A 26,269-nucleotide genomic window follows, 5' to 3' on the forward strand; every position below is an offset into this window, starting at 1 on the left:
CCTACTTGACGCCCAGCCAGCTCTCGATGGGGCTGAGCGCGAAGTAGACGAGGAAGATGCCGGACAGGGCCCACATGAACCCGCCGATCTCCCGCCACTTGCCCTGCGATGCCTTGATGACGGTGTAGGCGATGACGCCCGCGCCGACTCCGGCGGTGATGTTGTACGTGAACGGCATCAGGGCCACGGTGAGGAACACCGGGATCGACACCGAGCGGTCGTTCCAGTCCACGTGCCGCGCCGCGCTCATCATCATCGAGCCGATCACGACCAGCGCCGCCGCGGCCACCTGGGCCGGGACCAGCTGGGTGAGCGGGGTGAAGAAGAGGCAGGCCGCGAAGAAGAGACCGGTGACGACCGAGGAGAGGCCGGTGCGGGCGCCTTCACCGGCGCCGGTCGCGGACTCGATGAAGACGGTCTGGCCGGAGGCGCCGGAGACGCCGCCGATCGCGCCGCCCGCGCCGTCGATGAACAGTGCCTTGGACAGGCCCGGCATCCGGCCCTTGTCGTCGGCGAGCTTGGCCTCCTGGCCGACGCCGATGATGGTGGCCATCGCGTCGAAGAACCCGGCCAGGACGAGGGTGAAGACGATCATGCCGACGCTGATGGCGCCGATCTGGCCCCAGCCGCCGAACTCGACGTCGCCGAAGAGTCCGAAGTCGGGCTTGGCGACCGCGCTGCCGTCGAGGCCGGGGGCGGCTCCGCCCCAGTCCTTGTCGGACAGGCCGCCGACCTTGGTGACGACGAGCGAGAGGACCGTGCCGGTCACGATGCCGATCAGGATCGCGCCGGGGATGTTGCGCGCCTGGAGGGCGAAGATCAGGAGCAGGGTCACCGCGAAGAAGAGGACCGGCCAGCCGACCAGCTCGCCCGTGGCGCCGAGGGTGACGGGGCCGCCCTGGCCCTTGCCGACGAATCCGGCCTTCACCAGGCCGAGCAGGGCGACGAACATGCCGATGCCCATGGTGATCGCGTGCTTGAGCGGCAGCGGGATGGCGTTCATGATCATCTCGCGGAGGCCGGTGACGACCAGCAGCATGATGACCACGCCGTACATGACGCACATGCCCATGGCCTGCGGCCAGGTCATGTTGGGGACCACCTGGGTGGTCAGGGCCGCGGAGACGTTCAGTCCGGCGGCGAGCGCGAGCGGGACCTTGCCGATGAAGCCCATCAGCAGCGTGCTGACCGCGGCCGCGAGGGCGGTGGCCGTCACCAGGCCCGCATGGCCCAGCGTGTGCTTGTCGACGTCGGGCGTCGAGAGGATCAGCGGGTTGAGCAGGAGGATGTAGCACATCGCCATGAAGGTGGTGATGCCGCCGCGCACCTCTTGCGCGACCGTGGATCCTCTGTCCGTTATGTGAAAGTACCGGTCGAGCCAAGACCGTCCGGCGGGAACGCGCGAGCCGGAGCCCGCCTCCTCGGCGGTGGTCTTGGGCTCCACAGACTGCTGGGTCATGGTGCCTACTCCCAAGGTTCAAAGGGGCACCCGCATAAGACTTGAGATCTCAGTCAGACAAGCTGCGGGATTTGGGATGGTGCGTGGGCTGCACGACCCGGGGGACGGCCCGAGACGAACGTTTCCGCGTACCGCGGGGGTACCGGTTCCGGTACCGCGGTACGGGGATGCTGCTTGGTCATTCGGGTACTGCTCATTCGGTACTGCCTTGTGGTGCCGGTGATGCCGGTGGTGCGGTGGTGAAGGACCGCGAGCGGTGCGGTACTTCTGTGCTCCGGGCGGTGCGGGCGGTTCGGAAGTGTGACGTTCCTGGAAGGCGCGCACCGCCCGGAGGGTTCAGGGGGTCAGGACGACTCGGTTCCCGTCAGGTGCTCGGGGCGGACCGGGGTCCTGTTCAGCTCCAGACCGGTCGCGTTGCGGATCGCGGCGAGGACGGCCGGGGTGGAGGAGAGGGTGGGGGCTTCGCCGATGCCGCGCAGCCCGTAGGGGGCGTGCTCGTCGGCGAGTTCGAGGACGTCGACGGGGATGGTCGGGGTGTCGAGGATGGTGGGGATGAGGTAGTCCGTGAAGGAGGGGTTGCGCACCTTCGCGGTCTTCGGGTCGACGATGATCTCCTCCATGACCGCCACGCCCAGGCCCTGGGTGGTGCCGCCCTGGATCTGGCCGACGACGGACAGCGGGTTGAGGGCCTTGCCGACGTCCTGGGCGACCGCGAGCTCGACGACCTTGACCAGGCCGAGTTCGGTGTCCACCTCGACGACCGCGCGGTGCGCGGCGAACGAGTACTGGACGTGGCCGTTGCCCTGGCCGGTGCGCAGGTCGAAGGCCTCGGTGGGCCGGTGGCGCCACTCCAGCTCCAGCTCCACCGCCTCGTCCTCCAGGACGTCGGCCAGGTCCGCGAGGACCTCGCCGCCGTCGGTGACGACCTTGCCGCCCTCCAGGAGGAGTTCGGCGGTGGCCCAGGCCGGGTGGTAGGAGCCGAACTTGCGGCGGCCGATCTCCAGGACGGCCTCGCGGACGTGCTCGCAGGTGTTCTTGACCGCGCCGCCGGTGACATAGGTCTGCCGGGAGGCGGAGGTGGAGCCGGCGGAGCCGACCTGGGTGTCGGCCGGGTGAATGGTCACCTGTGTGACGCCGAGCTCGGTGCGGGCGATCTGCGCGTGGACGGTGACACCGCCCTGGCCGACCTCCGCCATCGCGGTGTGCACGGTCGCGACGGGCTCGCCGCCAATGACCTCCATGCGCACCTTGGCGGTGGAGTAGTCGTCGAAGCCCTCGGAGAAGCCGACGTTCTTGATGCCGACCGCGTAGCCGACGCCCCGTACGACACCCTCGCCGTGCGTGGTGTTGGACAGGCCGCCGGGCAGGGCGCGGACGTCGGCCTGCTCGCCGGCGGTCGCCCACTGCTGCTCGGGCGGCAGCGGGCGGGCCTTGATGCGGCGAAGCAGCTCGGCCACCGGGGCCGGGGAGTCGACCGGCTGGCCGGTCGGCATGATCGTGCCCTGCTCCATGGCGTTCAGCTGGCGGAACTCGACCGGGTCGATGCCCAGCTTCGCCGCCAGCTTGTCCATCTGGGCCTCGTACGCGAAGCACGCCTGGACCGCGCCGAAGCCGCGCATGGCGCCGCAGGGCGGGTTGTTGGTGTAGAGCGCGATGGCCTCGATGTCGACGTCGTCGATGACGTACGGGCCGACGCTCAGGGACGAGGCGTTGCCGACGACCGCCGGGGAGGCCGACGCGTAGGCGCCGCCGTCCAGGACGATCTTGCACTTCATGTGCGTGAGCTTGCCGTCCTTGGTGGCGCCGTGCTCGTAGTAGAGCTTCGCCGGGTGGCGGTGCACATGGCCGAAGAAGGACTCGAACCGGTTGTAGACGATCTTGACCGGCTTGCCGGTGCGCAGCGCAAGGAGGCAGGCGTGGATCTGCATCGAGATGTCCTCGCGGCCGCCGAAGGCACCGCCGACGCCGGAGAGCGTCATACGGACCTTCTCCTCGGGCAGGCCGAGGACGGGGGCGATCTGCTTGAGGTCCGAGTGCAGCCACTGGGTGGCCACGTACAGCTCGACGCCGCCGTCCTCGGACGGCACGGCGAGGCCGGACTCGGGGCCGAGGAAGGCCTGGTCCTGCATGCCGAAGGTGTACTCGCCCTTGACGATGACGTCGGCGCGCTTGGCGGCCTCGTCGGCGTTTCCGCGCACGATCGGCTGGCGGTGCACGATGTTGGGGTGCGGGACGTGGCCGATGTGGTGGTCGTCGCGGCCCTCGTGGACCAGGACCGCGCCGGGGGCCGTCGCGGACGCCTCGTCCGTGATGACCGGCAGCTCCACGTACTCGATCTTGATCTTGGCGGCGGCGCGGCGCGCGGTCTCCGGGTGGTCGGCGGCGACCAGCGCCACCGGCTCGCCGTGGTGGCGCACCTTGCCGTGGGCCAGGACCGGGGTGTCCTGGATCTCCAGGCCGTAGTTCTTCACCTCGGCGGGCAGGTCGTCGTAGGTCAGCACGGCGTAGACGCCGGGCATCGCGACGGCCTCGGAGATGTCGATCGACTTGATCTCGGCGTGGGCGACCGTGGAGCGGAGCGTCTGGCCCCAGAGCATGTCCTCGTGCCACATGTCCGAGGAGTACGCGAACTCACCGGTGACCTTGAGGGTGCCGTCCGGGCGCAGCGTCGACTCGCCGATGCCGCCCTTGGCCTTCGAACCCTGGGTGATGCTGGTGGGGGTACCTGTGGTGGCCATGATCGTCAGACCGCCTCTTCCTGACGGGCGGCCGCGAGGCGGACCGCGTCGAGGATCTTCTCGTAACCGGTGCAGCGGCAGAGGTTGCCGGAGAGGGCCTCGCGGATGTCCTGGTCGGACGGGGAGGCGTTGCGCTCCAGGAGCTCGTCGGCGGCGACCAGCAGACCCGGGGTGCAGAAACCGCACTGGACGGCGCCGGCGTCGATGAACGCCTGCTGGATCGGGGACAGGCCGCCCGCCTCTCCAGTCTGGCCGTCGGCGGGCTTGGCCTGCCAGCGCTGGGCGGCGTCGATGGAGGTGCCGCAGGCCCCGGAGGCGCAGGCGCCGCCCGGGTGGGCGTCCTGGCGGTGCTGGGCGTAGTCGGCCAGGCCCTCGACGGTGACGACCTCGCGGCCCTCGACCTGACCGGCCGCGACCAGGCACGAACAGACCGGCACCCCGTCCAGGCGGACCGTGCAGGAGCCGCATTCGCCCTGCTCGCAGGCGTTCTTCGAACCCGGAAGACCCATGCGCTCGCGCAGCACGTACAGAAGGCTCTCGCCCTCCCATACGTCGTCGGCTTCCTGCTTGCGGCCGTTGACCGTGAAATTGACGCGCATGGTTATGCAGCTCCTTCAAGCGAGCGGCCGGTGCCGCGGTACTGCTCCCAGGTCCAGCCGAGCGTGCGGCGGGCCATGATGCCCACGGCGTGCCGGCGGTACTTGGCAGTGCCTCGTACGTCGTCGATCGGGTTGCAGGAGGCGGAGGCGAGCTCCGCGAACTGCTTGGCGATCGAGGGAGTGATGATCTTGCCGCTCTCCCAGAACCCGCCCTCCTCGAGCGCGGCGTTCAGGAACTCCTCGGCGGCCTTGGCCCGGACCGGGGTGGGGGCGGCGGAGCCGATGCCGGTGCGGACCGTGCGGGTTTCCGGGTGCAGCGCGAGGCCGAAGGCGCAGACCGCGATGACCATCGCGTTGCGGGTGCCGACCTTGGAGTACTGCTGGGGGCCGTCCGCCTTCTTGATGTGGACGGCTCTGATGAGCTCGTCCGGCGCCATCGCGTTGCGCTTCACACCGGTGTAGAACTCGTCGATCGGGATCAGACGGACCCCGCGCACCGACTCCACCTCGACCTCGGCGCCCGCCGCCAGCAGCGCCGGGTGGGCGTCACCGGCCGGCGAGGCCGTGCCGAGGTTGCCGCCGACACCGCCGCGGTTGCGGATCTGCGGGGAGGCGACGGTGTGCGAGGCGAGCGCCAGGCCCGGCAGCTCGGCCCGCAGGTTCTCCATGATCTGGGTGTACGACACGGACGCGCCGAGCCGTACGGTCTCCTCGCCGACCTCCCACGCGCGCAGCAGCTCGATGCGGTTCAGGTCCAGAAGGTACTCGGGCCGGCGGTGGTCGAAGTTGATCTCGACCATCACATCGGTGCCACCCGCAATGGGCACAGCCGTGGGGTGCTCGGCCTTGGCGGCGAGCGCCTCCTCCCAGCTGGCGGGGCGAAGGAAGTCCATGAGTGGCTCTCTTCTTCTCAATCGGGGTCGTTCGCGCGAGTCCCGGGGACGGCAGGCCCTCGGCTGTTGAAGTCGTTCATGTGCTGTTAACGCTGTGTGGCCCCAGTACACAAGCCTCACTCCGTCGGGTGCAGTCACCGAAACCATGAAGGAGTTGGCTGGTCTCCATCTACGTCTTGTAGATTCGTATGAAAGGCGGTGCTCAGTAACCCCACCGCTTTCCACCGGCAACAACAAGACAGATCGGCGGCGACACGCGATGCGGCTGCGCGCACTTCTGGAGACCGACGCGCTGGGGCTGCGGCTGCTCGGCGGCGAGGACGAGCTGGACCGCACCGTACGCGGTGTGATGACCACTGACCTGCGCGATCCGAGCCGCTACCTCTCCGGCGGCGAGCTGGTCCTCACCGGCCTCGCCTGGCGCCGCGACGCCGACGATTCCGAGCCATTCGTACGGATCCTGGCCGGAGCCGGGGTGGTCGGCCTGGCGGCCGGCGAGGCCGAGCTGGGCGCGATCCCGGATGACCTGATCCGTGCGTGTGCACAGCACCGGCTGCCGCTGTTCGCGGTGAACGAGTCGGTCGCCTTCGCCACCATCACCGAGCACGTGGTGCGCCAGGTATCCGGCGAGCGGGCCGGGGACCTGGCGGCCGTGGTCGACCGGCACCGGCGGCTGATGACGTCCGGCCCGGCGGGCGGCGGCCCGGAGGTCGTCCTGGACCTGCTCGGCTCCGACCTGGACCTGCGGGCCTGGGTGCTCTCCCCCACCGGGCGGCAGATCGCGGGCGCGGGCGAACCGCTCGCCCCGTCCGTCGGCGCCACTCTGGCGGGTGAACACCTCGGCGCGACCCGCACCGGCCGCCGGGGCCCGCACCGGGCCGTGGTCCACGGCACCACGTACTCGCTGTTCCCGATCCGCCACAGCGGGCGCGGGGCCGCCCCGGCCGCCCGCGATGTGCGCGAGACGGTCCTGTCGGACTGGCTGCTTGCCGTGGAGGCGGACGCGGGCGACTGGCCCGCCGCCCGGCTCGACCTGCTCCAGGGCGTCACCCAGCTGATCGCCGTGGAACGCGACCGCCGCGACGCGGCCCGTACGGTACGCCGCCGGCTCGCCCAGGAGGTCCTGGAGCTGGTGCAGACCGGCGCCGCGCCCGCCGAGATCGCGGCCCGGCTGCGGGTCGCCGCCCCCGTGCTGCTGCCGGGCCTGGGCTCGGCGCCGCACTGGCAGGTGATCGTGGCCCGGGTCGACTGGACCCAGTCGGCGGCGGCCGGCGCGGAGGTCGCGGGCGGCCCGGTCGCCCAGGCCCTCCTTGAGGAAATACTGGTCGACCCGGCCGTGGCGGGCTCCGACTCCTCGGACCGGATCGCGGTCGCCCACGCGGGCGACGAGGCCATCGCGCTGGTGCCGCTGCCCGCGGTCGGCGAGGGCACGGACGGCGGGCTGCACGCGGACGCGCTGCTCGCCGCGGTCCAGGCGCCGCTCTCGGCGGGCCTCGCCGACGACGGGCGCCTGACACTCGGTGTCAGCGCGGCCGTGCACTCGGCGGAGGGGCTGCGCGGCGCCCTGGAGGAGGCCCGGCACGCCCGCCGGGTCGCCGCCGCCCGCCCGGGCCGGGTCTGCGCGGCCGGCCACCACGAGCTGGCCTCGCACGTGCTGCTGCTGCCGTTCGTCCCGGACGACGTGCGCCGCGCCTTCACGGCCCGGCTGCTCGACCCGCTGCGCGACTACGACCGGCGCCACCGTGCCGAGCTCATCCCGACCCTGGAGGCGTTCCTCGACTGCGACGGCTCCTGGACCCGATGCGCCACGCGACTGCATCTGCACGTCAACACCCTGCGCTACCGGGTGGGCCGGATCGAGCAGCTGACGGGTCGTGATCTTTCGCGGCTGGAGGACAAACTGGACTTCTTCCTGGCCCTGCGGATGAGCTGAGGGGGCGCGCGGACGACGCGGCGAGGCCGGAACACCACCTGGACGCACCGCAATTCGCCGTTTGTGAAGGAATTCACGCATTGCCCTTGGCCCGGCGTGCCAATCCGTGCTGAGATTCGCCCACGACTCAACAGCTCGGACTCAACGGCTCAATGGCGCGCTCGGGGAGGGCAACGTGGCGTACTCCGCCATGTCTGATTCCGGAACGAATGCAGAGAACGGGGATCCGCTCCAGACCGCGGTATGGCGGCTGCGCTCGCGCGGCTGCTGGACGGACGCGGCCGCCCTGCTCGAACCGCACGGCGCCGAGCCCGCCGCGGCGCTCCAGCGGGCCGCGCTGCTCACCGAGCGCTGTCTGTACACCGGGGACGGCTGGGCCGAGGCCGAGGAGGCGCTGCGCGGCGCCGAGGCGGTGGCCGGGGACGACGAGGAGCGCGGCGCGGCCGCGTGCGAGCGCGGCCAGCTCGCGTACGCCTCGACGCTGCTCGGGGTGCGCGACCGCGCCGACGAGGCCCGTTCGGCGCTGGGCCGGGCGGCCGCGCTGATCGCCCCGGCCGCGCGGGGGCGCGCGCTGCTCGACTTCCGGCGGGGGCTGCTCGCGGAGAACGTGGCGGACGCGCCGCAGGCGGCCCGCGCCGCCTACCGCCGCGCCCACGCGGGCGCCACCGCGCACGGCGACACGCTGCTGCTCTCCTTCACCTGGCGCCATCTGGCCGGACTCGCCCTGCGAGACGGGGAGTTGGCGGAGGCGCGGCACGGCTTCGCGGAGTCCCTGCGGATCCGCGAGGAGCTGGGCTATCTGGTCGGCACGGCCCCGGCGCTGGCGGCCCTGGCGGATGCGGAGCCGGAGCCGGAGGCGGCCCGGCTGCGCACGGAGGCCGCGCGGCTGTTCCGGCTGCTCGGCGGGGTGCCCACGTGGCTGGCGAGCCACCTGACGCCGTCCCCGGCGGCCACGTGACGACTTCGTCTGCGGACCGTGCTGGGTTGCTCGCGCAGTTCCCCGCGCTCCTAAAGGCAGATGCCGCGCAGCGGCATTTAAGGGGCGCGGGGAACTGCGCGACCAGCCACAACGAACCCGCACCCACCGCGCAGCGTTAAAGCGCCGACCCCGTGAAGTGCTCCCGCACAAGGGTCTGAACCACGGTCAGATCCTGTGCGATCAGCGCGTCCAGCAACGCCAGATGCTCGGCCGCATCCGCCACCAGCTCGCCCTGACGGGCGACCGGCGCAGCCGTCAGCGGCCACTGCGAGCGCCGGTGGAGGTCCTCCGCCACCGCGAGCAGCTGCTGGTTCCCGGCGAGCGCAAGCACCGCACGGTGGAACGCCCGGTCCGACTCGGCGTACCCCGCCCGGTCGCCCACCGCCGCCGCCTGCGTGGTCGCCTCGGCGAGCGGCCGCAGCTCGGCCCAGCGGGCGGCGGGCACGGACCGCGCGAGCCGCAGCATCACCGGCACCTCGATCAGCGCGCGCACCTCCGCCAGCTCGGCCAGCTCGCGCGGCCCCCGCTCGGTGACCCGGAAGCCCCGGTTCGGGACGACCTCGACGGCGCCCTCGGAGGCCAGCCGCTGCATCGCCTCGCGCACCGGAGTGGCCGAGACGCCGAACCGCTCGCCGAGCACCGGCGCCGAGTACACCTCGCCCGGCACCAGCTCGCCGTCGACCAGCGCGGCCCGCAGCGCCTCCAGGATCTGCCCACGTACGGAATAGCGGCGGACCTGGGGCGCGGGCGGCTCGCTGTGGGTGTGCTCACCGCGCGCCTCACCACCCCGTACGGCCGTGAAGGGGTCACCCTCCACCCGGGCCTGCGCGGGCACACGGGGAGACCCGAACGGCGGCGCCGCCGTCTCGCGTGCTCTGCCCTGTTCCACCCCAGGCCCTCCTACCGCTCGGTATTCCCCCAGCACCATAGGCGGACAAAGCGACAGTTCAAACATCGCGCACATCCGCTAAGGTAAGCCTTACCTGCAAACGATCGTGATTCGGTGGTCCCTGCATGACTGTGTCCACGCTGCTCCCGAGCCCCCTGGCCGCGTCCTACGCGCGCCTCGCCGACCTCTACCCCGGCGTCCGGGTCCACGAGCTCGCGGACGGCGAGCGGGCCCCCGGATCCCCCGGCTGGGTCGGCGCGCACCAGCTCGCCTCCGGCGGGGACGCCCTGGACGCCTTCCTGGGCTGGGACGACGAGCAGGTCCTGCGCGACTACGGGCAGCGGGCCCGCCCCGACGTCATCGCCTCCTTCGGCTTCCACCGCTACGCCTGGCCCGCCTGTCTGCTCATCACCGTGCCGTGGTTCCTGCACCGCCGGGTGCCGCGCGTACCCGTCGAGGACGTGTCCTTCCAGCGCACCCTCGGACGGCTGACCGTGCGGGTGCGGGAGTTCGCCTGCCTGCCCGGGGACCCCGCGGCCGCGCTGCCGGGCGCCCGGGTCGTCCCGGACGAGGAGGCGCTGCGCGCCGAGGTCCGCGCGGCCGTCGCCGAGCACCTCGGCCCGGTCCTTGACGGCTTCGGACCCCGGATGCGGCGCGGCAGGCGGGCGCTGTGGGGCATGGCGACCGACGAGGTCGTCGAGGGGCTCTGGTACGTGGCGGCGCTGCTCGGCGAGGAGCGGCGGGCGATGGGCGAGCTGGAGCTGCTGCTGCCGGGCTCGACCAAGCCGTACGTCGGCGCCGCCGGCTTCCGTGAGCTGAGCGGCCCGGCGGGCGAGCCGCTGCCGACCCGCGACCGGGCCAGCTGCTGCCTCTTCTACACCCTGCGCCCCGAGGACACCTGTGTCACCTGTCCGCGTACCTGCGACGCCGACCGGGTGGCCAAGCTGAGCGCCGCGTCCTGAATCCACGCCACTCGTCCGGGTGAGCCGGATTCGAACTCAACTCGGTTCACCACCAAGCCAGTTCGAGCAGATCGCACCTATCCGTATGCCACTGGCCGCCAATGGCGGCCTCTTGCCCCGAAAACGCCTGCGGCCCCGTGCGGCAGGAGCACTATGGCGCCCGGAAAGCCTTACGTGATTCAAGGGACACCGCATGCGACTGACCGACATATCTCTGGACTGGCTGCTTCCGGGCGGCGTGATGATCGTGGGGGTCGTCGTGGCGTTGGTCGTCCTCACGCGCGGCAAGCGCTCCGGTGAGAGCGCGTCCGGCGACGACACCTGGGAACGCAGCGAGGAGCGCCGCCGCCGCAAGGAAGCCGTCTACGGCACCGTCTCCTATGGGCTGCTGTTCTGCTGCGCGGCCGTCGCCGCCGCGCTCTCCTTCCACGGCCTGGTCGGCTTCGGCCGGCAGAACCTCGGCCTCACCGACGGCTGGGAGTACCTCGTCCCCTTCGGCCTCGACGGCGCCGCCATGTTCTGCTCGGTGCTCGCCGTGCGCGAGGCCAGCCACGGCGACGCGGCACTCGGCTCGCGCCTCCTCGTGTGGACGTTCGCGGGCGCGGCCGCCTGGTTCAACTGGGTGCACGCGCCGCGCGGCATGGCCCACGCGGGCGCCCCGCAGTTCTTCGCCGGGATGTCGCTGTCGGCCGCGGTGCTCTTCGACCGCGCGCTGAAGCAGACCCGCGTGGCGGCGCTGCGCGAACAGGGCCTGGTGCCCCGCCCACTGCCGCAGATCCGGATCGTACGGTGGCTGCGAGCCCCCCGGGAGACGTTCGGCGCCTGGTCGCTGATGCTCCTGGAGGGGGTGCGGACGCTGGACGAGGCGGTCGAGGAGGTACGCGAGGACCGGCGCGCCAAGGAGCAGAACAGGCTGCGCCGGCGCGAGCAGGAGAAGCTGGAGCGGGCGCATCTGAAGGCGCTCAGCCGACAGGGCCGGAACCTGGGCCGGGTGCGGCCCGGCGGCCGTCAGGTCGACGTCCAGTCCATGGCGAGTGCGGGCTCCGGGCAGCCGAAGGCTGTCGCGGAGCCCGCCATAGAGCCGGGACAACTGCCTCTTCGCAACCGGCCCTCCCTTCAGGCCGTCACGGACGCTGAGTTCCTGACGGCGTCCAGGACCGTCGACCTCACGGCCGAGGACGACACCCAGACGCTGCCGCGCCTGGACCACCTGGAGCGCAAACTCAAGGATCTGGAGCAGCAGTTCGGCTGAGTGCGGACGGCGTCACAGGCCTCACGCCGTCCCGCTGCCGAGCTCGAACCAGACGACCTTGCCCGCCTCGTGCGCGCGCACGCCCCAGGCGTCCGCGAGCGCCTGCACCAGCAGGAGCCCCCGGCCGTGCGTACCGTCGTCGGCGGACGGTACGTACGGTTCGGGCAGCATCGGGGTGAAGTCGTGCACCTCGACGCGGAGTCCGGCCGGCGCCACGGTGGCCGTCACCACCGCCCCCTGGTCCGTGTGTATGAGCGCGTTGGTCACCAGCTCGCAGGTGAGGAGCTCGGCCACGTCGACCGGCCCCGTGTGCTTCCAGTGCCCCAGCAACTCCCGCAGCGCGCGCCGCACTTCCGGCACCGCCGTCAGGTCCGACCGCCCCACCCTGCGCCGCAGCTGCCCATGGAGCACCGCACGCGCACCCGTCCCGCGGAACGCCCCGTTGATTTCGGGCCCGCCCCCTCCCTGACGCTCAGTCATAGCCCCCACCCGCACGTCGTCACGTCCCTTTCCGTCTCGAACACCCTCACGGGATGCATGCCCCACCGCCCCCCCGTCACGCATGGTGATTCCTCAACGACCGACGGAATCCGCCGCGGGAGCAGTTCCACGGCTCGCGGCGCGGCTGCGGGCCGGTCACGGGCGAGGAGGACACTCCATGGCAGCGCCCCTTACCCACAGGCGAGTCACAGGCCGGAAACGGCCGTCGGCCCCGGATTCACTCGTGCGCGGCCGGACGCGCCTGCGGTTGCGCCCGCCTTCCGGCCACCCGGCCGGGAGACGTACTGACCATGGAGGATCACCCCATCGCCAGACGGCCGGGTGGACATCTGCCTTATGGAGCCCTGAACGGGCTTACGGGCGGGGCACGTTGCGCAGGTTGGAACGGGCCATCTGGAGCATCCGGCCGACCCCGCCGTCCAGCACGATCTTGCTCGCGGAGAGCGCGAAGCCGGTCACCATCTCGGCGCTGATCTTCGGTGGGATGGAGAGCGCGTTGGGGTCGGTGACCACGTCGACCAGGGCGGGCCCCTTGTGCTTGAAGGCGTCCTTGAGGGCGCCCGCGAGCTGCTTGGGCTTCTCCACGCGCACGCCGTACGCACCGGCCGCGCGGGCGATCGCCGCGAAGTCGGGGTTGTGGTTGCTCGTCCCGTACGACGGCAGACCGGCGACCAGCATCTCCAGCTCGACCATGCCGAGCGAGGAGTTGTCGAACAGGACGATCTTCACCGGCAGGTCGTACTGGACCAGGGTCAGGAAGTCGCCCATCAGCATCGAGAACCCGCCGTCGCCGGACATCGAGATCACCTGGCGGTTCCGGTCGGTGAACTGGGCGCCGATCGCCTGCGGCAGCGCGTTCGCCATCGAGCCGTGGCTGAACGAGCCGATGATCCGGCGCCGGCCGTTGGGCGAGATGTACCGGGCGGCCCAGACGTTGCACATACCGGTGTCGACGGTGAACACCGCGTCGTCGTCGGCGAGTTCGTCGAGTACGGAGGCCACGTACTCGGGGTGGATCGGCACGTGCTTCTCCACCTTGCGGGTGTACGCCTTGACGACGCCCTCCAGCGCGTCGGCGTGCTTCTTCAGCATCTTGTCGAGAAAACGGCGGTCGGTCTTGGCCTTCACGCGCGGGGTCAGACAGCGCAGCGTCTCCTTGGCGTCGCCCCACACCGCCAGATCGAGCTGGGAGCGCCGCCCCAGGTGCTCGGGCCGCACGTCGATCTGCACGATCTTGACGTCGTCGGGCAGGAACGCGTTGTACGGGAAGTCGGTGCCGATGAGCATCAGCAGATCGCACTCGTGGGTGGCCTCGTAGGCGGCGCCGTAGCCGAGCAGCCCGCTCATGCCGACGTCGTACGGGTTGTCGTACTGGATCCACTCCTTGCCGCGCAGCGCGTGCCCGACCGGGGCCTTGACGCGCTCGGCGAACTCCATCACCTCGGCGTGGGCGCCCGCGGTGCCGCTGCCGCAGAAGAGGGTGACCCGTCTGGCCTCGTCCACGAGCCGGGCGAGCTTCTCGATCTCCGCGTCGCCGGGCCGTACCGAAGGCAGCGCGGTGACCAGCGCGTGCTCGACGGCCTTGTCCGGGGCGGGCTCGGAGGCCACGTCGCCCGGGAGCGCGACCACGCTGACGCCGCCGCGGCCGATCGCGTGCTGGATGGCCGTCTGGAGCAGCCGGGGCATCTGCTTGGGGCTGGAGATGAGCTCGCAGTAGTGCGAGCACTCGCGGAAGAGCTGGTCGGGGTGGGTCTCCTGGAAGTAGCCCAGGCCGATCTCGGACGAGGGGATGTGGGAGGCGAGGGCGAGGACGGGGGCCATCGAGCGGTGGGCGTCGTAGAGGCCGTTGATCAGATGGAGGTTGCCCGGGCCGCAGGATCCGGCGCACGCCGCGAGGGTGCCGGTGAGCTGGGCCTCGGCGCCGGCCGCGAAGGCGGCGACCTCCTCGTGGCGGACCTGGATCCAGTCGATGGCGGAGGTGCGGCGGATGGCGTCGACGACGGGGTTGAGGCTGTCGCCGACGACGCCGTACATCCGCCGCACGCCTGCGCGGGCGAGGATGTCCACGAACTGCTCTGCCACGTTCTGTCTGGCCATGGCTCCCATTCATCCACGGCGCGCCGCGTCACGCCTCCCAGACGGCGACGGCCGTACGGTCGTCGGCGTACCCCTTCGCCCTGAGCTGGACGTCCGCGAGGAACTCGGCGAGTCCGGGCGGCCCGTCCCCGGCCCACCGCTCGGCCAGCTCCTTGGCGAGCGCGGGCTCGCCCCGCAGCGGCTCGGCGAGCCCGCCGCTGCACAGCAGCAGGGTGTCGCCCGGGCGGGCGACGGAGGCCCGGAAGCGGAACGGTTCGGCGGGCGGGGGCGGCGGGTCGATGTACGGGCGGGCGGGCTCCACGGTGTGCAGGTCCATGGTGAGCCGGTCGCCCTCGGCGGTCTCGGCGGGCGGCGAGCCGAACCCGACGACGGGCGCGCCGCTGACCTCGCCCGGCTCGGGCGGGGCGGGCTCGATGTCCTGCCAGACGCCCGCGCGCAACCGGAACAGGCCGCCGGGACCGACCCCGAAGAAGACCCGGGTGCGGCAGCCGGGGTCGGCGGAGAGCAGCAGACAGCGCAGGCCCGCCGTGTACTCCTCGGGCTCCGCGCCCAGCTCGGCGGCGCGGGCGCGCAGTCTGCCGTAGCTTCGGTCGGTGAGCCGGTGCAGCCCGGACTTGAGGTCGCCCCGGCGCCCGGCCCTGATGTCGTCGGCGAGCCGGGCGTGGCTGCGCCCGATGGCGCCGCCGATCCAGCGGCAGGCGTCGGCGGCGGCGAGGTGCGCGCCCTCGAAGGCCCGCATGCCGCTGGCGACGGCGACCAGGACCAGCGCGTCCTCGCCGTTCCCGAACCGGGCGGTGAGCAGGGCGTCGCGCCGGGGCTCGCCCCGGTAGCGGGCCGAGTCGCCGCGTACGGAGGCGGCGCGCAGCACGTACGCCCCGTACCTGGCGCCGTCGAGGACCGTGTCCGCGACGAGCTCGTCCAGGCCGTCGGGCCGCGCGTTCGGCAGCGCGGTGGGCTCGGCGTCGTAGGTGGGCGGCCGGTCCCCCACATGGCCGACGCGCGGCCGGGACGAGGGGGGCGGCGGTGGTGGTTCGGGGGCCGCGTCGGGCGGGGCGGTGACGGCGGCGGGGGGATCGGGCGGGGCCGTTGGCGGCCGGGCGGGGCCGGGTTCCGGCGGCCGCGGTGGCGGTGCCGGGACGGCGGGCTCGTACCCGGGCGGCGGCGGGGCCGACGGCGGGAGGGAGTCGGCGGGCTCCCACCACCCGGCCGTACGGCGGGAGCCGGGCGGTGCCGTGGTGCCGGGCGGCTGCCAGGGGGCCCGGGGCAGGATGCCTTGGGGGGCCGCACCCGGAATGTCCTCGGGTTCGGGCCCGGCCGTATCCGCAGGATCGATTCGGTCCTGCGGCGCGGACCGGGGGTCCGGCACGGTCGGACTCACCGCCTCCGCAACGGACTTGAAGCGGTCGTCGAGGGTGTCGCCCGCGGCTGCGGGTGAGTTGTCCGGGGCGGGCTCGTCGTACAGGCGAGTCCACCAGTCGTCGTCCGAGGTGCGCCTCTCCCCCTGCTGACTCATGCCCTTATTGTCCACCGCACGGGCCGTACGAAAACGGTGGAACGGGTAAAAGTGGTCAGCACACAAATCCGCACGCCGTACGCGGACACGACCGAACGCGCCTCCGCCTTCCCCGTGGCGTTCCGGCTGACCAGGACGCGGTCGCCGGTGACCAGGGTGACGGCGACCGGCCGCCCCTGCTGCTGGGCAGCGGTCGCCGCTCCCGGAGCCGTGCGCGATATCGGACGCATCGCTCTCCCCAGGTGAATCCGGAACAAAACACTCCGCGCGCAAAGCGCATAAATGCCTTGTTGCCGACGGCTGTTGGTGCTGCGGTTGCGCCACCTTGGCAGAGCGACGGAAGGTGCGGGGATGATGTTGTGAGGCGGGTTTGCGCCGTGGCCGTTTCCCGCCACGCGTGGACAGCGGGCGCGAGAGGGGCGGACGAGGGTGCTGGGAGCGATAGGCCTGGACGAGACGCAGGAGTCGGCGTACCGGACGCTGGTGGCGCTGGGCGCGGCCGAGGTCGCGGACCTCGCGCACCGGCTCGCGCTGCCCGAGCCCGACACGGAACGGGCGCTGCGCCGCCTGGAGCGCCAGGGCCTGGCCGCCCAGTCCTCGGCCCGCACCGGGCGGTGGGTGGCGGCCCCGCCCGGCGTCGCGCTCGGCGCCCTGCTCACCCAGCAGCGCCACGAGCTGGAGCAGGCGGAGCTGGCGGCCGCACTGCTCGCCGAGGAGTACCGGGCCGAGGCCGCCGAGCCCGCCGTGCACGACCTGGTGGAGGTGGTGACCGGCGCGTCCGCCGTCGCCCACCGCTTCCACCAGCTCCAGCTCGGCGCCACCGACGAGGTGTGCGCGCTGGTCACCGGCAATCCGGTCGCGGTGACCGGGATGGACAACGAGTCCGAGGAGCGGGCCGCGACCCGGGGGGTGGCCTACCGGGTGGTCATCGAGCGCGAGGTGCTCGCCCTGCCCGCCGGGATCACCGAGGTCACGGCGGCGCTCGGCCGCGACGAGCAGGTGCGCACGGTCGACCGGGTGCCCACCAAGCTGGTGGTGGCCGACCGTAGCCTGGCGATGGTGCCGCTGACCGGCCGGGACGCCGAGCCCGCCGCCCTGGTGGTGCACGCCAGCGGCCTCCTGGAGTCCCTGATGGGCCTCTTCGAGGCGGTGTGGCGGGACGCGCTGCCGCTGCGCCTCGCGGGCACGGCGGTACGGGAGGAGTCGTCCGGCCCCGACGCCACCGACCTGGAGGTCCTGTCGCTGCTGCTGGCCGGGATGACGGACGCGAGCGTGGCCAAACAGCTCGACCTGGGACTGCGGACCGTGCAGCGCCGGGTGAAGGGCCTGATGGAGCTGACGGGCGTCACCACCCGGCTCCAGCTGGGGTGGCACGCGTACGAGCGCGGCTGGGTGGCCCGCTAGCGTGCCGGGCGACGGGGGCGGAATCCGGCCGGATGCGGGGCCGGGGGCCGGGCGCGGACCTGCGGAAACGTTCTCTTTACTGCACGCTGGGCAGGTGGGCGTGTGGCAGCTCCTGGAGATGGGCCTGGTGATGCTCCTCGGGCTGCTCGGCGTGCTGGTGCCCGGGGTGCCCGGCCTTGCGATCGTGTGGGCCGCCGTGGCGTGGTGGGCCCTCAGCGACACCACCGGCACGGCCTGGGCGGTCCTGGCCGGGGCGACGGGCCTGCTGCTGCTCGCCCAGGCCCTCAAGCTGCTCATGCCGCCCCGGCGCCTGAAGGCGGCCGGCGCGCCCCGGCGCTCCCTGCTGACCGGCGGGATCGCGGCGATCGCCGGCTTCTTCCTGCTCCCGGTGGTCGGCGGGATCCTGGGCTTCCTGGGCGGTCTGTACGGGGCGGAGCGGGTGCGGCTCGGCAGCCACGGGGCGGGCTGGACGTCGGCCCGTACGGTGCTGCGGTCCGGCGGGTACTCGGTCCTGGTGGAGCTCTTCGCGTGCCTGCTGGTGGTGGGCGCGTGGGCGGGCGTGGTGATCTGGGCCTGAGCCGGTGGGCCCGAGTCGGCGAGTCCGGGCCGGTAAAGACGTAGGTCGTGCGGCCCGGGCGCTCTGGTCCCCGAAGCCGATGACCTTCGGCGGGTACGCGTGTGACGCTGGGGGCATGACCGAATTCAGCGCGGCCGAGCGCGCCTACCTGAAGTCCCAGCGGCTGGGACGGCTGGCGACCGTCGACCCCAAGGGCCAGCCGCAGGCGAACCCGGTCGGGTTCTTCCCGCAGGACGACGGCACGATCCTGATCGGCGGATACGCCCTCGGCACCACGAAGAAGTGGCGCAACCTGCTGGCGAACCCGAGGCTCGCGCTTGTCGTGGACGACGTGGTGAGCGTACGGCCCTGGCGGGTGCGGGGCGTGGAGATCCGGGGCGAGGCCGAACTGCTCACCGGGCCGCACGAGTTGGGGCCGCACTTCAGCGAGGAGCTGATCCGGATCCGGCCGCAGAAGATCCACAGCTGGGGACTGGAGGACGCGTGACTACGCCCGGCTCGCCGGGTCGGAGCCGTCGTGGGCCGCCTCGGCGAGGCGGCGCAGCAGCGGGCCGAGCGCGACGACCGCCCGGGCCTCCTCGGCGCCGAGCGCGCCGAGGCGCCAGGCCAGCACCTCGGCCTCGGCGCGGGCGGCGTCCACCAGGGCGCGGGCGCCCTGTTCGGTGAGGACGATACGGGCGGCCCGGCCGTCCGTGGGGTCGCTCTGGCGCAGCACGAGCCCCGTCGCCTCCAGGCCCGCGACGGCCGAGGTGGCGGTCGGCTGGGAGCACGGCACCCGGGCCGCGAGCTCGCCGATGCGGGCGGGCCCGCTCTCGGCGAGCAGCGAGAGCACCACTATCTGGGTGGGCTGGATCCCGTCGGCCGGGGCGGCCCGGCGCAGACTGCGCAGCAACCGGTGGAGCGAGATCACCAGTTGCAGCGCCGCATCGTCGTCGATGATCATCGCCCGTCCGCCGCCCCCCCGCACCGAATTCAGGTCAGGCGAGTGTAATCCCCGGCGCGTACATGTCGAACCAGACGGCCAGGTCGAGGGCGTGCTCAAGGCCGCTCCGGGAGGCCTGGGTGGTCTGCGGGGCCGCCTCGCGCACGGCGGCCGACAGGCGCCCCCGGTCGACGAGTTGGAAGACCGGGTGGTCCGTGCGCGCCAGCAGGTCCTTGCCGTGCTCCTGGAGGGCGGCGGCGTACTTCGGGTCCTGCGTCGAGGGGTACGGGCTCTTCACCCGGTCGTAGACCGACCTGGGCAGCACGTCCGCCGCCGCCTCCCGCAGCAGGCTCTTCTCGCGCCCGTCGAAGGACTTCAGCGCCCAGGGCGCGTTGTACACGTACTCGACGAGCCGGTGGTCGCAGAACGGCACCCGCACTTCGAGCCCGACGGCCATGCTGGCGCGGTCCTTGCGGTCGAGCAGCATGCGGACGAACCGCGTCAGGTGCAGATGGCTCATCACCCGCATCCGGTACTCCAACCCGCTTTCCCCGTCGAGGCGTTCGACCCCGGCGGCGGCCGTGTCGTAGCTGTCCCGGGTGAACGCGGGCAGGTCGAGGGCGGCGGTGACCTCGGGCCGCAGCAGGGAGGTGCCGTCGCCGAAGTCCTGGTCGTGGTGAACGAGCCACGGGAAGGTGCGGGCGGTGCGGGCCTGTTCGCTGAAGAACTGCCGGTAGCCGCCGAAGACCTCGTCGGCGGACTCGCCGGAGAGCGCGACCGTCGAGTGCTCGCGCACCGCCTGGAAGAGCAGGTGCAGCGAGGTGTCGAGGTCGCCGAGGCCGGTGGGCAGGTCGCGGGCGCGGACCACCCGGGCGCGCAGCTCCGGGTCGGCCAGGGCGTGCGCGTCGAGGACGATGTCCCGGTGCCGGGTCCCGGCCGCGCGCGCCACGTCATGGGCGTACGGACTGTCGGGGGTGGGGCGCAGGACGTCGGCCACGAAGTTCTCGGTCCGGCCGACGAAGTCCACCGAGAAGCTGCGGACCCTCTCACCCTCGGCGGCGAGGCGGCGGGCGGCGAGCGCGGTCAGCGCCGAGGAGTCGAGGCCGCCGGAGAGCAGGACGCAGCGCGGCACGTCCGCGACGAGCTGGCGGCGGACGATGTCGTCGAGCAGGTCCCGCACCCGGGCGACCGTGTCCTGGCGGCCGTCCTCGTGCGGCCGGGTCCGCAGCGTCCAGTAGACGTGCCGGCGCAGCCCGCCCCGGTCGACGGTGACGACGGTGCCCGGCTCGACCTCGCGCATGCCGTCCCAGACGGCCTGGCCGGGCGTCTTGACGGTGACGAACAGCTCGCGCAGGCCGTCGGCCCCGACCGAGCGGCGGGCCAGCGGGTTGGCGAGGATCGCCTTGGGCTCGGAGCCGAAGAGCACGCCGTCGGCGGTCTCGTAGTAGTAGAACGGCTTGATGCCCATCCTGTCGCGGATCATCACCAGGCGCTGCTTCGGCTCGTCCCAGACGGCGAACGCGTACATGCCGTTGAGCCGGTCGGCGACGGCCTCGCCCCACTCCAGATAGCCGCGCAGCACGACCTCGGTGTCGGACTCGGTGGTGAACCGGTGTCCCCGGGCGGCCAGTTCGGCGCGTAACTCGGTGAAATTGTACGTCTCCCCCGAGTAGACCAGGACGACGCCGCCCTCGTCGGTGCGGGCGGCCATGGGCTGGCGGCCGCCCGGCAGGTCGATGATCGCGAGCCTGCGGTGGCCGAGGGCGGCGGGGCCGGAGATCCAGGTGCCCCGGTCGTCGGGGCCCCGGCAGTCCATCGTCTCGGTCATCGCGTCGACGGTGTCCCGCTCGGTCCGCAGCTCGCGGTCGAAGGAGATCCAGCCGGTGATGCCACACATGGGGTGCCTCCCGCTCTCCGGCCGGGCGGGGATCCCGGCCGATTCAGATGTATCCAGCATCTATATTTCGATCGTGCGTCACCGGCCCCGGGCGCGTCAACACGGCCGCCACCGGGGCGGCTTGGGGGCGTCGTGTTCCGGCCGCCGGGTCAGGGGCTGACCGCGAGCACCAGATATCCGGCGAAGAGGGCCAGGTGGACGCCGCCCTGCATCGGCGTCGCACGGCCCGGGACGAAGGTGAGGATGCCCACGCCGACGGTGAGCGCGAGCAGCACCATGTGGCTGGCGCCGAGCCCGAGGACCAGCGGCCCCGACAGCCAGATGGAGGCCAGCGCGACCGCCGGGATGGTCAGTCCGATGCTCGCCATCGCGGAGCCGAGCGCCAGATTGAGGCTGGTCTGCACCCGGTCGCGGGCGGCGGCCCGGGAGGCGGCGATGGTCTCGGGCAGCAGCACGAGGAGGGCGATGACCACGCCGACGACGGAGGCGGGCAGCCCGGCGGCGGCCACCCCGCTCTCGATGGTCGGCGAGACGCCCTTGGCGAGGCCGACGACCGCGACCAGGGCCACCCCGAGCAGCCCGAGGCTGATCAGCGCGGTCCGGGCGGAGGGCGGGTCGGCGTGCTCCTCGTCGAGCACTTCGCCCTGCTGGGTGACGGGCAGGAAGTAGTCGCGGTGGCGCACGGTCTGGGTGGCGACGAACAGCCCGTACAGCGCCACCGAGGCGAGCGCGGCGAAGACGAGCTGCGCGGTGGAGAACTCCGGGCCCGGCTTGCTGGTGGTGAAGGTCGGAAGGACCAGGCTGAGCCCGGCGAGCGTGGTGACCGTGGCGAAGGCGGCGCCGGTGCCCTCGGGGTTGAAGACGGCCAGTCTGCGGCGGAGCGCCCCGATGAGGAGGCAGACGCCGACGATCCCGTTGCAGGTGATCATCACGGCGGCGAAGACGGTGTCGCGGGCGAGCGTGGCGTTCTTGTCGCCGCCGTCCGACATCAGGGTGACGATCAGCGCGACCTCGATGATCGTCACCGCGACCGCGAGCACGAGTGAGCCGAACGGCTCGCCCACCCGGTGCGCCACGACCTCCGCGTGGTGCACCGCCGCCAGCACCGCGCCCGCCAGGAAGCAGGCCACCAGCGCGACGAGCCCTGCGGGCAGCGACCGCCCCCAGGTGAACGCGAGCAGCACCAGGGCGAGTGCCGGCACGAGCGCCGACCACCGGTCCAGGGGGACGCGGGCGAGACGGATCATGTATCGACGTTCCCAGACGGGGGCGGGGTGCGCGCGTCGGGCGACACCGTCTGCGGGGCGCTTCGCTGGAGGTGCGGTGGTTTTGGCTGCGGGCCGTCTGTGGCTGGTCGCGCAGTTCCCCGCGCCCCTGAAGGGCGCGAGTCCGCTCAGGCGGCCGCCGCGCTCAGGTGCCGGTAGGCGTACGAGCGCCAGGGGCGCCACAGCTCGTCGTCGAAGCCCACGTCCGGTTCGCCGAGTGCTCGCATACGAATCAGGGCCACGGTACGGGCGTCGAGGCCCGGCAGGGTGTGCAGGATTCGTACGGCCTCCTCGCGGTCGGTGCCCGCGTCCAGGCGCAGTCTGCCGTCCGCGAGCGCGGCGGTGAGCTCGGCCAGGGCCGGATCCGGGTGCGCGGCGAGCGTGCCGGGCTCCGGGAAGAGGTGGGTGAGCGCGCCGCACGGCACGTCGAGCCGCTTCCCGTACGCCTCGGTCAGCTCCCCCGCCGCCGCCCGGCCCACCAGCGCCCGTACCGCGTACTCGTCCGGGTCGGCCGCCCCCGGCGAGCGCACCCCCGGCCGGGCCGCGACCAGCGGGGCGAGCCGGGGGTCGGCCGCGAGTCGCTCGTCCACCGCGTACGGATCGGCGTCCAGGTCGAAGAGGCGGCGCAGGCGCTGCACGGCGGTGGTGAGGTCGCGCAGGTCGGTGAGGTGGATCCGGGCCTCCAGCCAGCCGCCCCGGCGCGGGCGCGCCTCGTCGACGGCCACGATGCCCGTGCCGTACGGCAGCCGCAGGGTGCGGCGGTAGGTGCGCGCGCCCGGCTCGCCGGTCATCTCCTCGACCCCGGCGACGGCCTCCTCGGCGAGCAGGTCGAAGACCGCGCGCGCCGCGTACGGGCCCCGGTGGGCGAGCCGCAGCGGGATCCCGGCGGCGAAGGCGGCCGAGCCCCGCCCGGCCTTCGTCCCGGACTCCTCGCGCAGGGCGCTGGGCGTACGGGCGTAGATCTGCCGGATGGTGTCGTTGAACTGCCGCACACTGGCGAACCCGGCCGCGAAGGCGATGTCGGTGACCGGCAGCCCGGTGGTCTGGAGCAGCACCCGGGCCGTGTGGGCGCGCTGGGCGCGGGCGAGGGCGACCGGGCCCGCGCCGAGCTCGGCGGTGAGCTGGCGCTGGACCTGCCGGGTGCTGTACCCGAGCCGCACCGCGAGGCCGGGGACGCCCTCGCGGTCCACCACGCCGTCCCCGATCAGCCGGACGGCGCGGCCCACCACGTCCGCGCGGACGTTCCACTCCGCCGAGCCGGGCACCGCGTCGGGGCGGCAGCGGCGGCAGGCGCGGAAGCCGTGGCCCTGGGCGGCGGCGGCCGTCGGGAAGAAGCGGACGTTCTTGCGCTTGGGGGTCACGGCCGGGCAGCTGGGGCGGCAGTAGATGCCGGTGGTCGACACGGCGAAGAAGAACTCGCCGTCGAAGCGGGCGTCACGGCTGCTGACGGCTTCGTACCGGGTCTCGTCGGCTTCTTCGTACGTCTGGGGCTCTTCGTACGTCGTCACACGTCCAGTGTGCGCGAGGGCGGACGGTTCGACTCGCGGGATTCGGACACGGCGCTCGGGGCGCCGTGTCCGAATCCCCCGGGGCCGTCAGCGGCCGCCGCCCCGCTTGGCCGCGTAGTTCGCCCGGCCCTCGGCCGACTTGATGCGCCAGTCGCGGCGGATCTCGTTGCGCAGGCGCGCGTCGGTCTTGGCGACGATCCGCCGGTTCTCGCGGATCAGCTTGCGGTAGCTCTCCAGGCGCCGCTCGGCCAGCGAGCCGTCCTCGATCGCCGCGAGCACCGCGCACCCCGGCTCCGCCTCGTGGGCGCAGTCGTGGAAGCGGCACTGCCCGGACAGCTCCTCGATCTCCGCGAAGACCTGCCCGACGCCGCTCTCGGCGTCCCACAGGCCAACCCCGCGCAGCCCCGGCGTGTCGATGAGGACGCCGCCGCCGGGCAGGGCGAGCAGATTGCGGGTCGTGGTGGTGTGCCGGCCCTTGCCGTCGACGTCCCGGATGGCCTGCACCTCCATCACGTCCGCGCCGAGCAGCGCGTTGGCCAGCGTCGACTTGCCCGCGCCGGACTGGCCGAGCAGCACGCTGGTGCCGCCCGAGACGATCGCCCGCAGCACCTCGACGCCGTCGCCGGTCGCCGAGCTGACGGGCAGGACCTGGACGCCGGGCGCGGTGGTCTCCACGTCCTGGACCAGGTAGGAGAGCCCGACCGGGTCGGGCACCAGGTCGGCCTTGGTGAGGACGACGAGCGGCTGTGCGCCCGACTCCCACGCCAGGGCCAGGAACCGCTCGATCCGCCCGAGGTCCAGCTCGGCGGCGAGCGAGACCGCGATGATCGCGTGGTCCACGTTGGCCGCGAGGATCTGCCCCTCGGACCGGTTGGATGAGGTGTTGCGTACGAAGGCGGTGCGGCGCGGCAGGTACGCGCGGACGAACCGGGGGTCGCCGGCGGGTTCGACGGCGGCCCAGTCACCGGTGCAGACGACCCGCATCGGGTCGTGCGGGGTGACGAAGGCGGTGTCGGCGCGCAGCAGCCCGCCGGCGGTGACGATGTCGCACTGGCCCCGGTCGACGCGGACGACGCGGCCGGGCAGCAGGCCCTGGTCGGCGTAGTGCGCGAAGGCGGCGGCCCAGGCGTCGTCCCAGCCGTAGGGAGCCAGGGCGTGCGAGATGGAGGACTGCTGCGAGGACGACTGCTGGGAAGCAGAAGAGGAAGACAAGGGGTGACCCTTCACAAGGGTGGCCCCGGCGGTGCGTTGGGTGTCAGCCGGCGGCCACGGGAGTGGAATTGACGCGCTTCTGGATGAGGGCAGCGCCCATCGCAATGACAGCCATCGGTCACACCTCCCGGATCGAGCTCACGGCCGGAGTACGCCGGCCAACGGCCGCCGTACGGAACGCAGTCACCATAACGCCGGGCTCCGGCCCCGGCCAACTGATTTGTCCGTGCCCGCTCACCAGTCCCGCGCCAGAGCCAGCAAATGGTCGCGTACGCGCGTGACTTGGGGGCTGTCGGGGGTGCCGGGGCGCTGGACCAGGTACGCGGTGTTGATCGGCGGGTCCTCGGGGTCGAGGAGGGCGACCAGGCGGCCCGCGTCGAGGTCGGCGCGGCACAGGTAGCGGGGCAGGACGGTGAAGCCCGCGCCCGCCGTCACGGCGGCCAGGACGCCGCGCAGGTCGGGGACGGTGAGCGCGGCCTCGCCGGTGAGGCGGCGGCCGAAGACGTGGCGCCAGTAGCGGCGGGCGATGGGCAGGTCCTCGGCGTACGTCACCAGGGGCACCCCGGCCAGCGCGGCCGGGCCGTCCGCCGCGACGTGCCCGGAACCGATCCGCCGTGCCCACTCCGGCGCGGCGACGAGCACGAACTCCTCGTCGGCCAGCGGTACGGCGGTCAGGGTGCGGCCGCGCGGCCGCACGGTCGAGACCACCAGGTCGTGGCGGCCCGCGCGCAGTCCGTCGAGCAGCTCGTCGGAGAGGCCGGTGACGACGTGCAGCCGCAGCCCGTCCGCGACCAGCGGCGCGAGCGCGGGCAGCGCGGTGACGCAGAGGAACTCGGCCGGTCCGGCCAGGTGCACGGGCTGCGCGGGCGCCCCGTCGCCGGGGCCCCGGTCGGCTACGGCCGCGAGCGCGTCGAGCGGGGCGGCGACGCGTGCGGCGAGGTCGTCGGCGTACGGCGTCGGCGCCACCCCGCGCGGCAGCCGCTCGAACAGCTCCCGGCCGAGCTGTCGCTCCAGGGCGCGGATCTGGGTGGTGACGGTCGGCTGGGACAGGCTCAGCAGCCGCGCGGCGGCGGTGAAGCTGCCGGTGCGGTGGACGGCGAGGAAGGTGCGCAGGTGGGTGAGGTCGAGGGGGGCGTGGGGGCGGGTCGGGGCGGCCGTCACGCCGTTCGGCCGGGCCGACCCATTCGGTTTTCTCTCCGTCACCCGTCAAGTATCGAGCCGCCCTATGGATCGGGCCGTCCGCTCAGGTCGCGGCGCGGCGGACGCCCAGGGCTCGGGGTGCTCGGGCCGGGCGTTCCTGGGGCTGGGGCGCGGTCGCCGCCTCCGGGGCCGGGGCCTCGGCCGGGGTCTCGGCCGTCGCCGCGAGGGCGACCAGGGACGCCTCCTCCAGGAGGCCGCGTACGCGGGGACCGGCGGCGCGGTAGTAGATGCGCGTGCCCTCCCGGCGCGAGGTCACCAGGCCCGCCGTGCGCAGCCGGGCCAGGTGCTGGGAGGTCGCGGCGACGTGCGCGCCCAGGAGCTCGGCCAGGGCGCTCACCGGCAGCTCGGCGCCGCTCAGCGCCCACAGCAGCCGGTAGCGCGAGGGGTCGGCCACCGCCTTCAGCACCGCTACGGCGCGGTCGGCGCTCTCCGTATCCCAGCCTTCGACTTGCGCTCCCATGCAAATAGC

Annotated in this window: 22 protein-coding genes; 7 read left to right on the forward strand and 15 right to left on the reverse strand. The window is 73.0% G+C overall.

Going from position 1 to position 26,269, the window contains the following annotated elements; genetic code table 11:
- Position 1: 1 nt before the first annotated feature.
- From QIY60_RS02225 to QIY60_RS02240, 4 genes are all read right to left on the reverse strand, one after another.
- Positions 2 to 1,459, reverse strand: a complete 1,458-nt coding sequence (locus QIY60_RS02225; RefSeq protein WP_283140855.1) for an NCS2 family permease — start codon at positions 1,457 to 1,459, stop codon at positions 2 to 4.
- Positions 1,460 to 1,803: 344 nt separating this feature from the next.
- Complete coding sequence (locus tag QIY60_RS02230) at positions 1,804 to 4,197, reverse strand: molybdopterin cofactor-binding domain-containing protein (RefSeq protein WP_283140856.1); 2,394 nt, start codon at positions 4,195 to 4,197, stop codon at positions 1,804 to 1,806.
- A gap of 5 nt (positions 4,198 to 4,202) precedes the next feature.
- Positions 4,203 to 4,796, reverse strand: a complete 594-nt coding sequence (locus tag QIY60_RS02235; protein ID WP_283140857.1) for a (2Fe-2S)-binding protein — start codon at positions 4,794 to 4,796, stop codon at positions 4,203 to 4,205.
- Positions 4,797 to 4,798: 2 nt separating this feature from the next.
- On the reverse strand, positions 4,799 to 5,689 hold the full coding sequence (locus QIY60_RS02240; protein WP_283140858.1) for a xanthine dehydrogenase family protein subunit M: 891 nt from the start codon (positions 5,687 to 5,689) through the stop codon (positions 4,799 to 4,801).
- Between the two features lie 259 nt (positions 5,690 to 5,948).
- On the opposite strand from QIY60_RS02240, the gene QIY60_RS02245 reads away from it, so the two are divergent.
- Both QIY60_RS02245 and QIY60_RS02250 read left to right on the forward strand, forming a co-directional pair.
- On the forward strand, positions 5,949 to 7,622 hold the full coding sequence (locus tag QIY60_RS02245; RefSeq protein WP_283140859.1) for a PucR family transcriptional regulator: 1,674 nt from the start codon (positions 5,949 to 5,951) through the stop codon (positions 7,620 to 7,622).
- Between the two features lie 190 nt (positions 7,623 to 7,812).
- Positions 7,813 to 8,580: a hypothetical protein gene (locus QIY60_RS02250; protein WP_283140860.1), complete on the forward strand. Its 768-nt coding sequence runs from the start codon at positions 7,813 to 7,815 to the stop codon at positions 8,578 to 8,580.
- A gap of 136 nt (positions 8,581 to 8,716) precedes the next feature.
- On the opposite strand, the gene QIY60_RS02255 is transcribed toward QIY60_RS02250, so the two are convergent.
- Entirely contained in the window at positions 8,717 to 9,490 is a 774-nt protein-coding gene (locus QIY60_RS02255) for a GntR family transcriptional regulator (RefSeq protein WP_283140861.1), read from the reverse strand.
- A gap of 125 nt (positions 9,491 to 9,615) precedes the next feature.
- Here QIY60_RS02255 and QIY60_RS02260 point away from each other — a divergent pair, with 125 nt between their 5' ends.
- On the forward strand, positions 9,616 to 10,452 hold the full coding sequence (locus QIY60_RS02260; RefSeq protein ID WP_283140862.1) for a (2Fe-2S)-binding protein: 837 nt from the start codon (positions 9,616 to 9,618) through the stop codon (positions 10,450 to 10,452).
- 193 nt (positions 10,453 to 10,645) lie between these two features.
- On the forward strand, positions 10,646 to 11,704 hold the full coding sequence (locus tag QIY60_RS02265; RefSeq protein ID WP_283140863.1) for a DUF2637 domain-containing protein: 1,059 nt from the start codon (positions 10,646 to 10,648) through the stop codon (positions 11,702 to 11,704).
- 21 nt (positions 11,705 to 11,725) lie between these two features.
- Here the strand turns inward: QIY60_RS02265 and QIY60_RS02270 are convergent, their stop codons facing one another.
- From QIY60_RS02270 to QIY60_RS02280, 3 genes are all read right to left on the reverse strand, one after another.
- A complete protein-coding gene (locus tag QIY60_RS02270) occupies positions 11,726 to 12,115 on the reverse strand; it encodes an ATP-binding protein (protein WP_349253893.1) in 390 nt (129 codons plus the stop codon).
- A gap of 444 nt (positions 12,116 to 12,559) precedes the next feature.
- On the reverse strand, positions 12,560 to 14,302 hold the full coding sequence (locus tag QIY60_RS02275) for a pyruvate dehydrogenase (protein WP_283140865.1): 1,743 nt from the start codon (positions 14,300 to 14,302) through the stop codon (positions 12,560 to 12,562).
- Between the two features lie 28 nt (positions 14,303 to 14,330).
- Entirely contained in the window at positions 14,331 to 15,815 is a 1,485-nt protein-coding gene (locus tag QIY60_RS02280) for a protein phosphatase 2C domain-containing protein (RefSeq protein WP_283140866.1), read from the reverse strand.
- A gap of 429 nt (positions 15,816 to 16,244) precedes the next feature.
- Here QIY60_RS02280 and QIY60_RS02285 point away from each other — a divergent pair, with 429 nt between their 5' ends.
- The 3 genes from QIY60_RS02285 to QIY60_RS02295 all read left to right on the forward strand — a co-directional run bounded on the left by QIY60_RS02285 (position 16,245) and on the right by QIY60_RS02295 (position 18,283).
- Entirely contained in the window at positions 16,245 to 17,219 is a 975-nt protein-coding gene (locus QIY60_RS02285; RefSeq protein WP_283140867.1) for a LuxR family transcriptional regulator, read from the forward strand.
- 94 nt (positions 17,220 to 17,313) lie between these two features.
- Positions 17,314 to 17,796 (forward strand): DUF456 domain-containing protein, encoded by a 483-nt coding sequence (locus tag QIY60_RS02290; RefSeq protein ID WP_283140868.1) that lies wholly within the window; start codon positions 17,314 to 17,316, stop codon positions 17,794 to 17,796.
- Between the two features lie 115 nt (positions 17,797 to 17,911).
- Positions 17,912 to 18,283, forward strand: a complete 372-nt coding sequence (locus QIY60_RS02295) for a PPOX class F420-dependent oxidoreductase (RefSeq protein ID WP_283140869.1) — start codon at positions 17,912 to 17,914, stop codon at positions 18,281 to 18,283.
- Here the strand turns inward: QIY60_RS02295 and QIY60_RS02300 are convergent, their stop codons facing one another.
- The 7 genes from QIY60_RS02300 to QIY60_RS02330 all read right to left on the reverse strand — a co-directional run bounded on the left by QIY60_RS02300 (position 18,284) and on the right by QIY60_RS02330 (position 26,260).
- Positions 18,284 to 18,739 carry a MarR family transcriptional regulator gene (locus QIY60_RS02300; RefSeq protein ID WP_283140870.1) on the reverse strand — a complete coding sequence of 152 codons (456 nt, stop codon included), beginning with the start codon at positions 18,737 to 18,739 and terminating at the stop codon, positions 18,284 to 18,286.
- 34 nt (positions 18,740 to 18,773) lie between these two features.
- Positions 18,774 to 20,615, reverse strand: coding sequence for an asparagine synthase (glutamine-hydrolyzing) (gene asnB, locus QIY60_RS02305; protein ID WP_283140871.1), 1,842 nt, complete (start codon positions 20,613 to 20,615; stop codon positions 18,774 to 18,776).
- 149 nt (positions 20,616 to 20,764) lie between these two features.
- Complete coding sequence (locus QIY60_RS02310) at positions 20,765 to 21,862, reverse strand: ionic transporter y4hA (RefSeq protein WP_283140872.1); 1,098 nt, start codon at positions 21,860 to 21,862, stop codon at positions 20,765 to 20,767.
- Between the two features lie 146 nt (positions 21,863 to 22,008).
- Complete coding sequence (locus QIY60_RS02315; RefSeq protein WP_283140873.1) at positions 22,009 to 23,388, reverse strand: DNA-3-methyladenine glycosylase 2 family protein; 1,380 nt, start codon at positions 23,386 to 23,388, stop codon at positions 22,009 to 22,011.
- 87 nt (positions 23,389 to 23,475) lie between these two features.
- Complete coding sequence (gene rsgA, locus QIY60_RS02320) at positions 23,476 to 24,600, reverse strand: ribosome small subunit-dependent GTPase A (protein ID WP_283140874.1); 1,125 nt, start codon at positions 24,598 to 24,600, stop codon at positions 23,476 to 23,478.
- Positions 24,601 to 24,834: 234 nt separating this feature from the next.
- Entirely contained in the window at positions 24,835 to 25,761 is a 927-nt protein-coding gene (locus QIY60_RS02325) for a LysR family transcriptional regulator (RefSeq protein ID WP_283145795.1), read from the reverse strand.
- 82 nt (positions 25,762 to 25,843) lie between these two features.
- On the reverse strand, positions 25,844 to 26,260 hold the full coding sequence (locus QIY60_RS02330) for a metalloregulator ArsR/SmtB family transcription factor (RefSeq protein ID WP_283140875.1): 417 nt from the start codon (positions 26,258 to 26,260) through the stop codon (positions 25,844 to 25,846).
- Positions 26,261 to 26,269 lie beyond the last annotated feature (9 nt).

Origin of the sequence: Streptomyces sp. BPTC-684, from assembly GCF_030028635.1 — a bacterium.
GTDB lineage: Bacteria > Actinomycetota > Actinomycetes > Streptomycetales > Streptomycetaceae > Streptomyces > Streptomyces noboritoensis.

What these genes read in the sequence shown, in the direction of transcription:
- QIY60_RS02225 (WP_283140855.1), bottom strand. Translation starts at nt 1,459, where the DNA reads ATGACCCAGCAGTCTGTGGAGCCCAAGACCACCGCCGAGGAGGCGGGC.
- QIY60_RS02230 (WP_283140856.1), bottom strand. Translation starts at nt 4,197, where the DNA reads ATGGCCACCACAGGTACCCCCACCAGCATCACCCAGGGTTCGAAGGCC.
- QIY60_RS02235 (WP_283140857.1), bottom strand. Translation starts at nt 4,796, where the DNA reads ATGCGCGTCAATTTCACGGTCAACGGCCGCAAGCAGGAAGCCGACGAC.
- QIY60_RS02240 (WP_283140858.1), bottom strand. Translation starts at nt 5,689, where the DNA reads ATGGACTTCCTTCGCCCCGCCAGCTGGGAGGAGGCGCTCGCCGCCAAG.
- QIY60_RS02245 (WP_283140859.1), top strand. Translation starts at nt 5,949, where the DNA reads ATGCGGCTGCGCGCACTTCTGGAGACCGACGCGCTGGGGCTGCGGCTG.
- QIY60_RS02250 (WP_283140860.1), top strand. Translation starts at nt 7,813, where the DNA reads ATGTCTGATTCCGGAACGAATGCAGAGAACGGGGATCCGCTCCAGACC.
- QIY60_RS02260 (WP_283140862.1), top strand. Translation starts at nt 9,616, where the DNA reads ATGACTGTGTCCACGCTGCTCCCGAGCCCCCTGGCCGCGTCCTACGCG.
- QIY60_RS02265 (WP_283140863.1), top strand. Translation starts at nt 10,646, where the DNA reads ATGCGACTGACCGACATATCTCTGGACTGGCTGCTTCCGGGCGGCGTG.
- QIY60_RS02275 (WP_283140865.1), bottom strand. Translation starts at nt 14,302, where the DNA reads ATGGCCAGACAGAACGTGGCAGAGCAGTTCGTGGACATCCTCGCCCGC.
- QIY60_RS02280 (WP_283140866.1), bottom strand. Translation starts at nt 15,815, where the DNA reads ATGAGTCAGCAGGGGGAGAGGCGCACCTCGGACGACGACTGGTGGACT.
- QIY60_RS02295 (WP_283140869.1), top strand. Translation starts at nt 17,912, where the DNA reads ATGACCGAATTCAGCGCGGCCGAGCGCGCCTACCTGAAGTCCCAGCGG.
- QIY60_RS02300 (WP_283140870.1), bottom strand. Translation starts at nt 18,739, where the DNA reads ATGATCATCGACGACGATGCGGCGCTGCAACTGGTGATCTCGCTCCAC.
- asnB (WP_283140871.1), bottom strand. Translation starts at nt 20,615, where the DNA reads ATGTGTGGCATCACCGGCTGGATCTCCTTCGACCGCGAGCTGCGGACC.
- QIY60_RS02310 (WP_283140872.1), bottom strand. Translation starts at nt 21,862, where the DNA reads ATGATCCGTCTCGCCCGCGTCCCCCTGGACCGGTGGTCGGCGCTCGTG.
- QIY60_RS02330 (WP_283140875.1), bottom strand. Translation starts at nt 26,260, where the DNA reads ATGGGAGCGCAAGTCGAAGGCTGGGATACGGAGAGCGCCGACCGCGCC.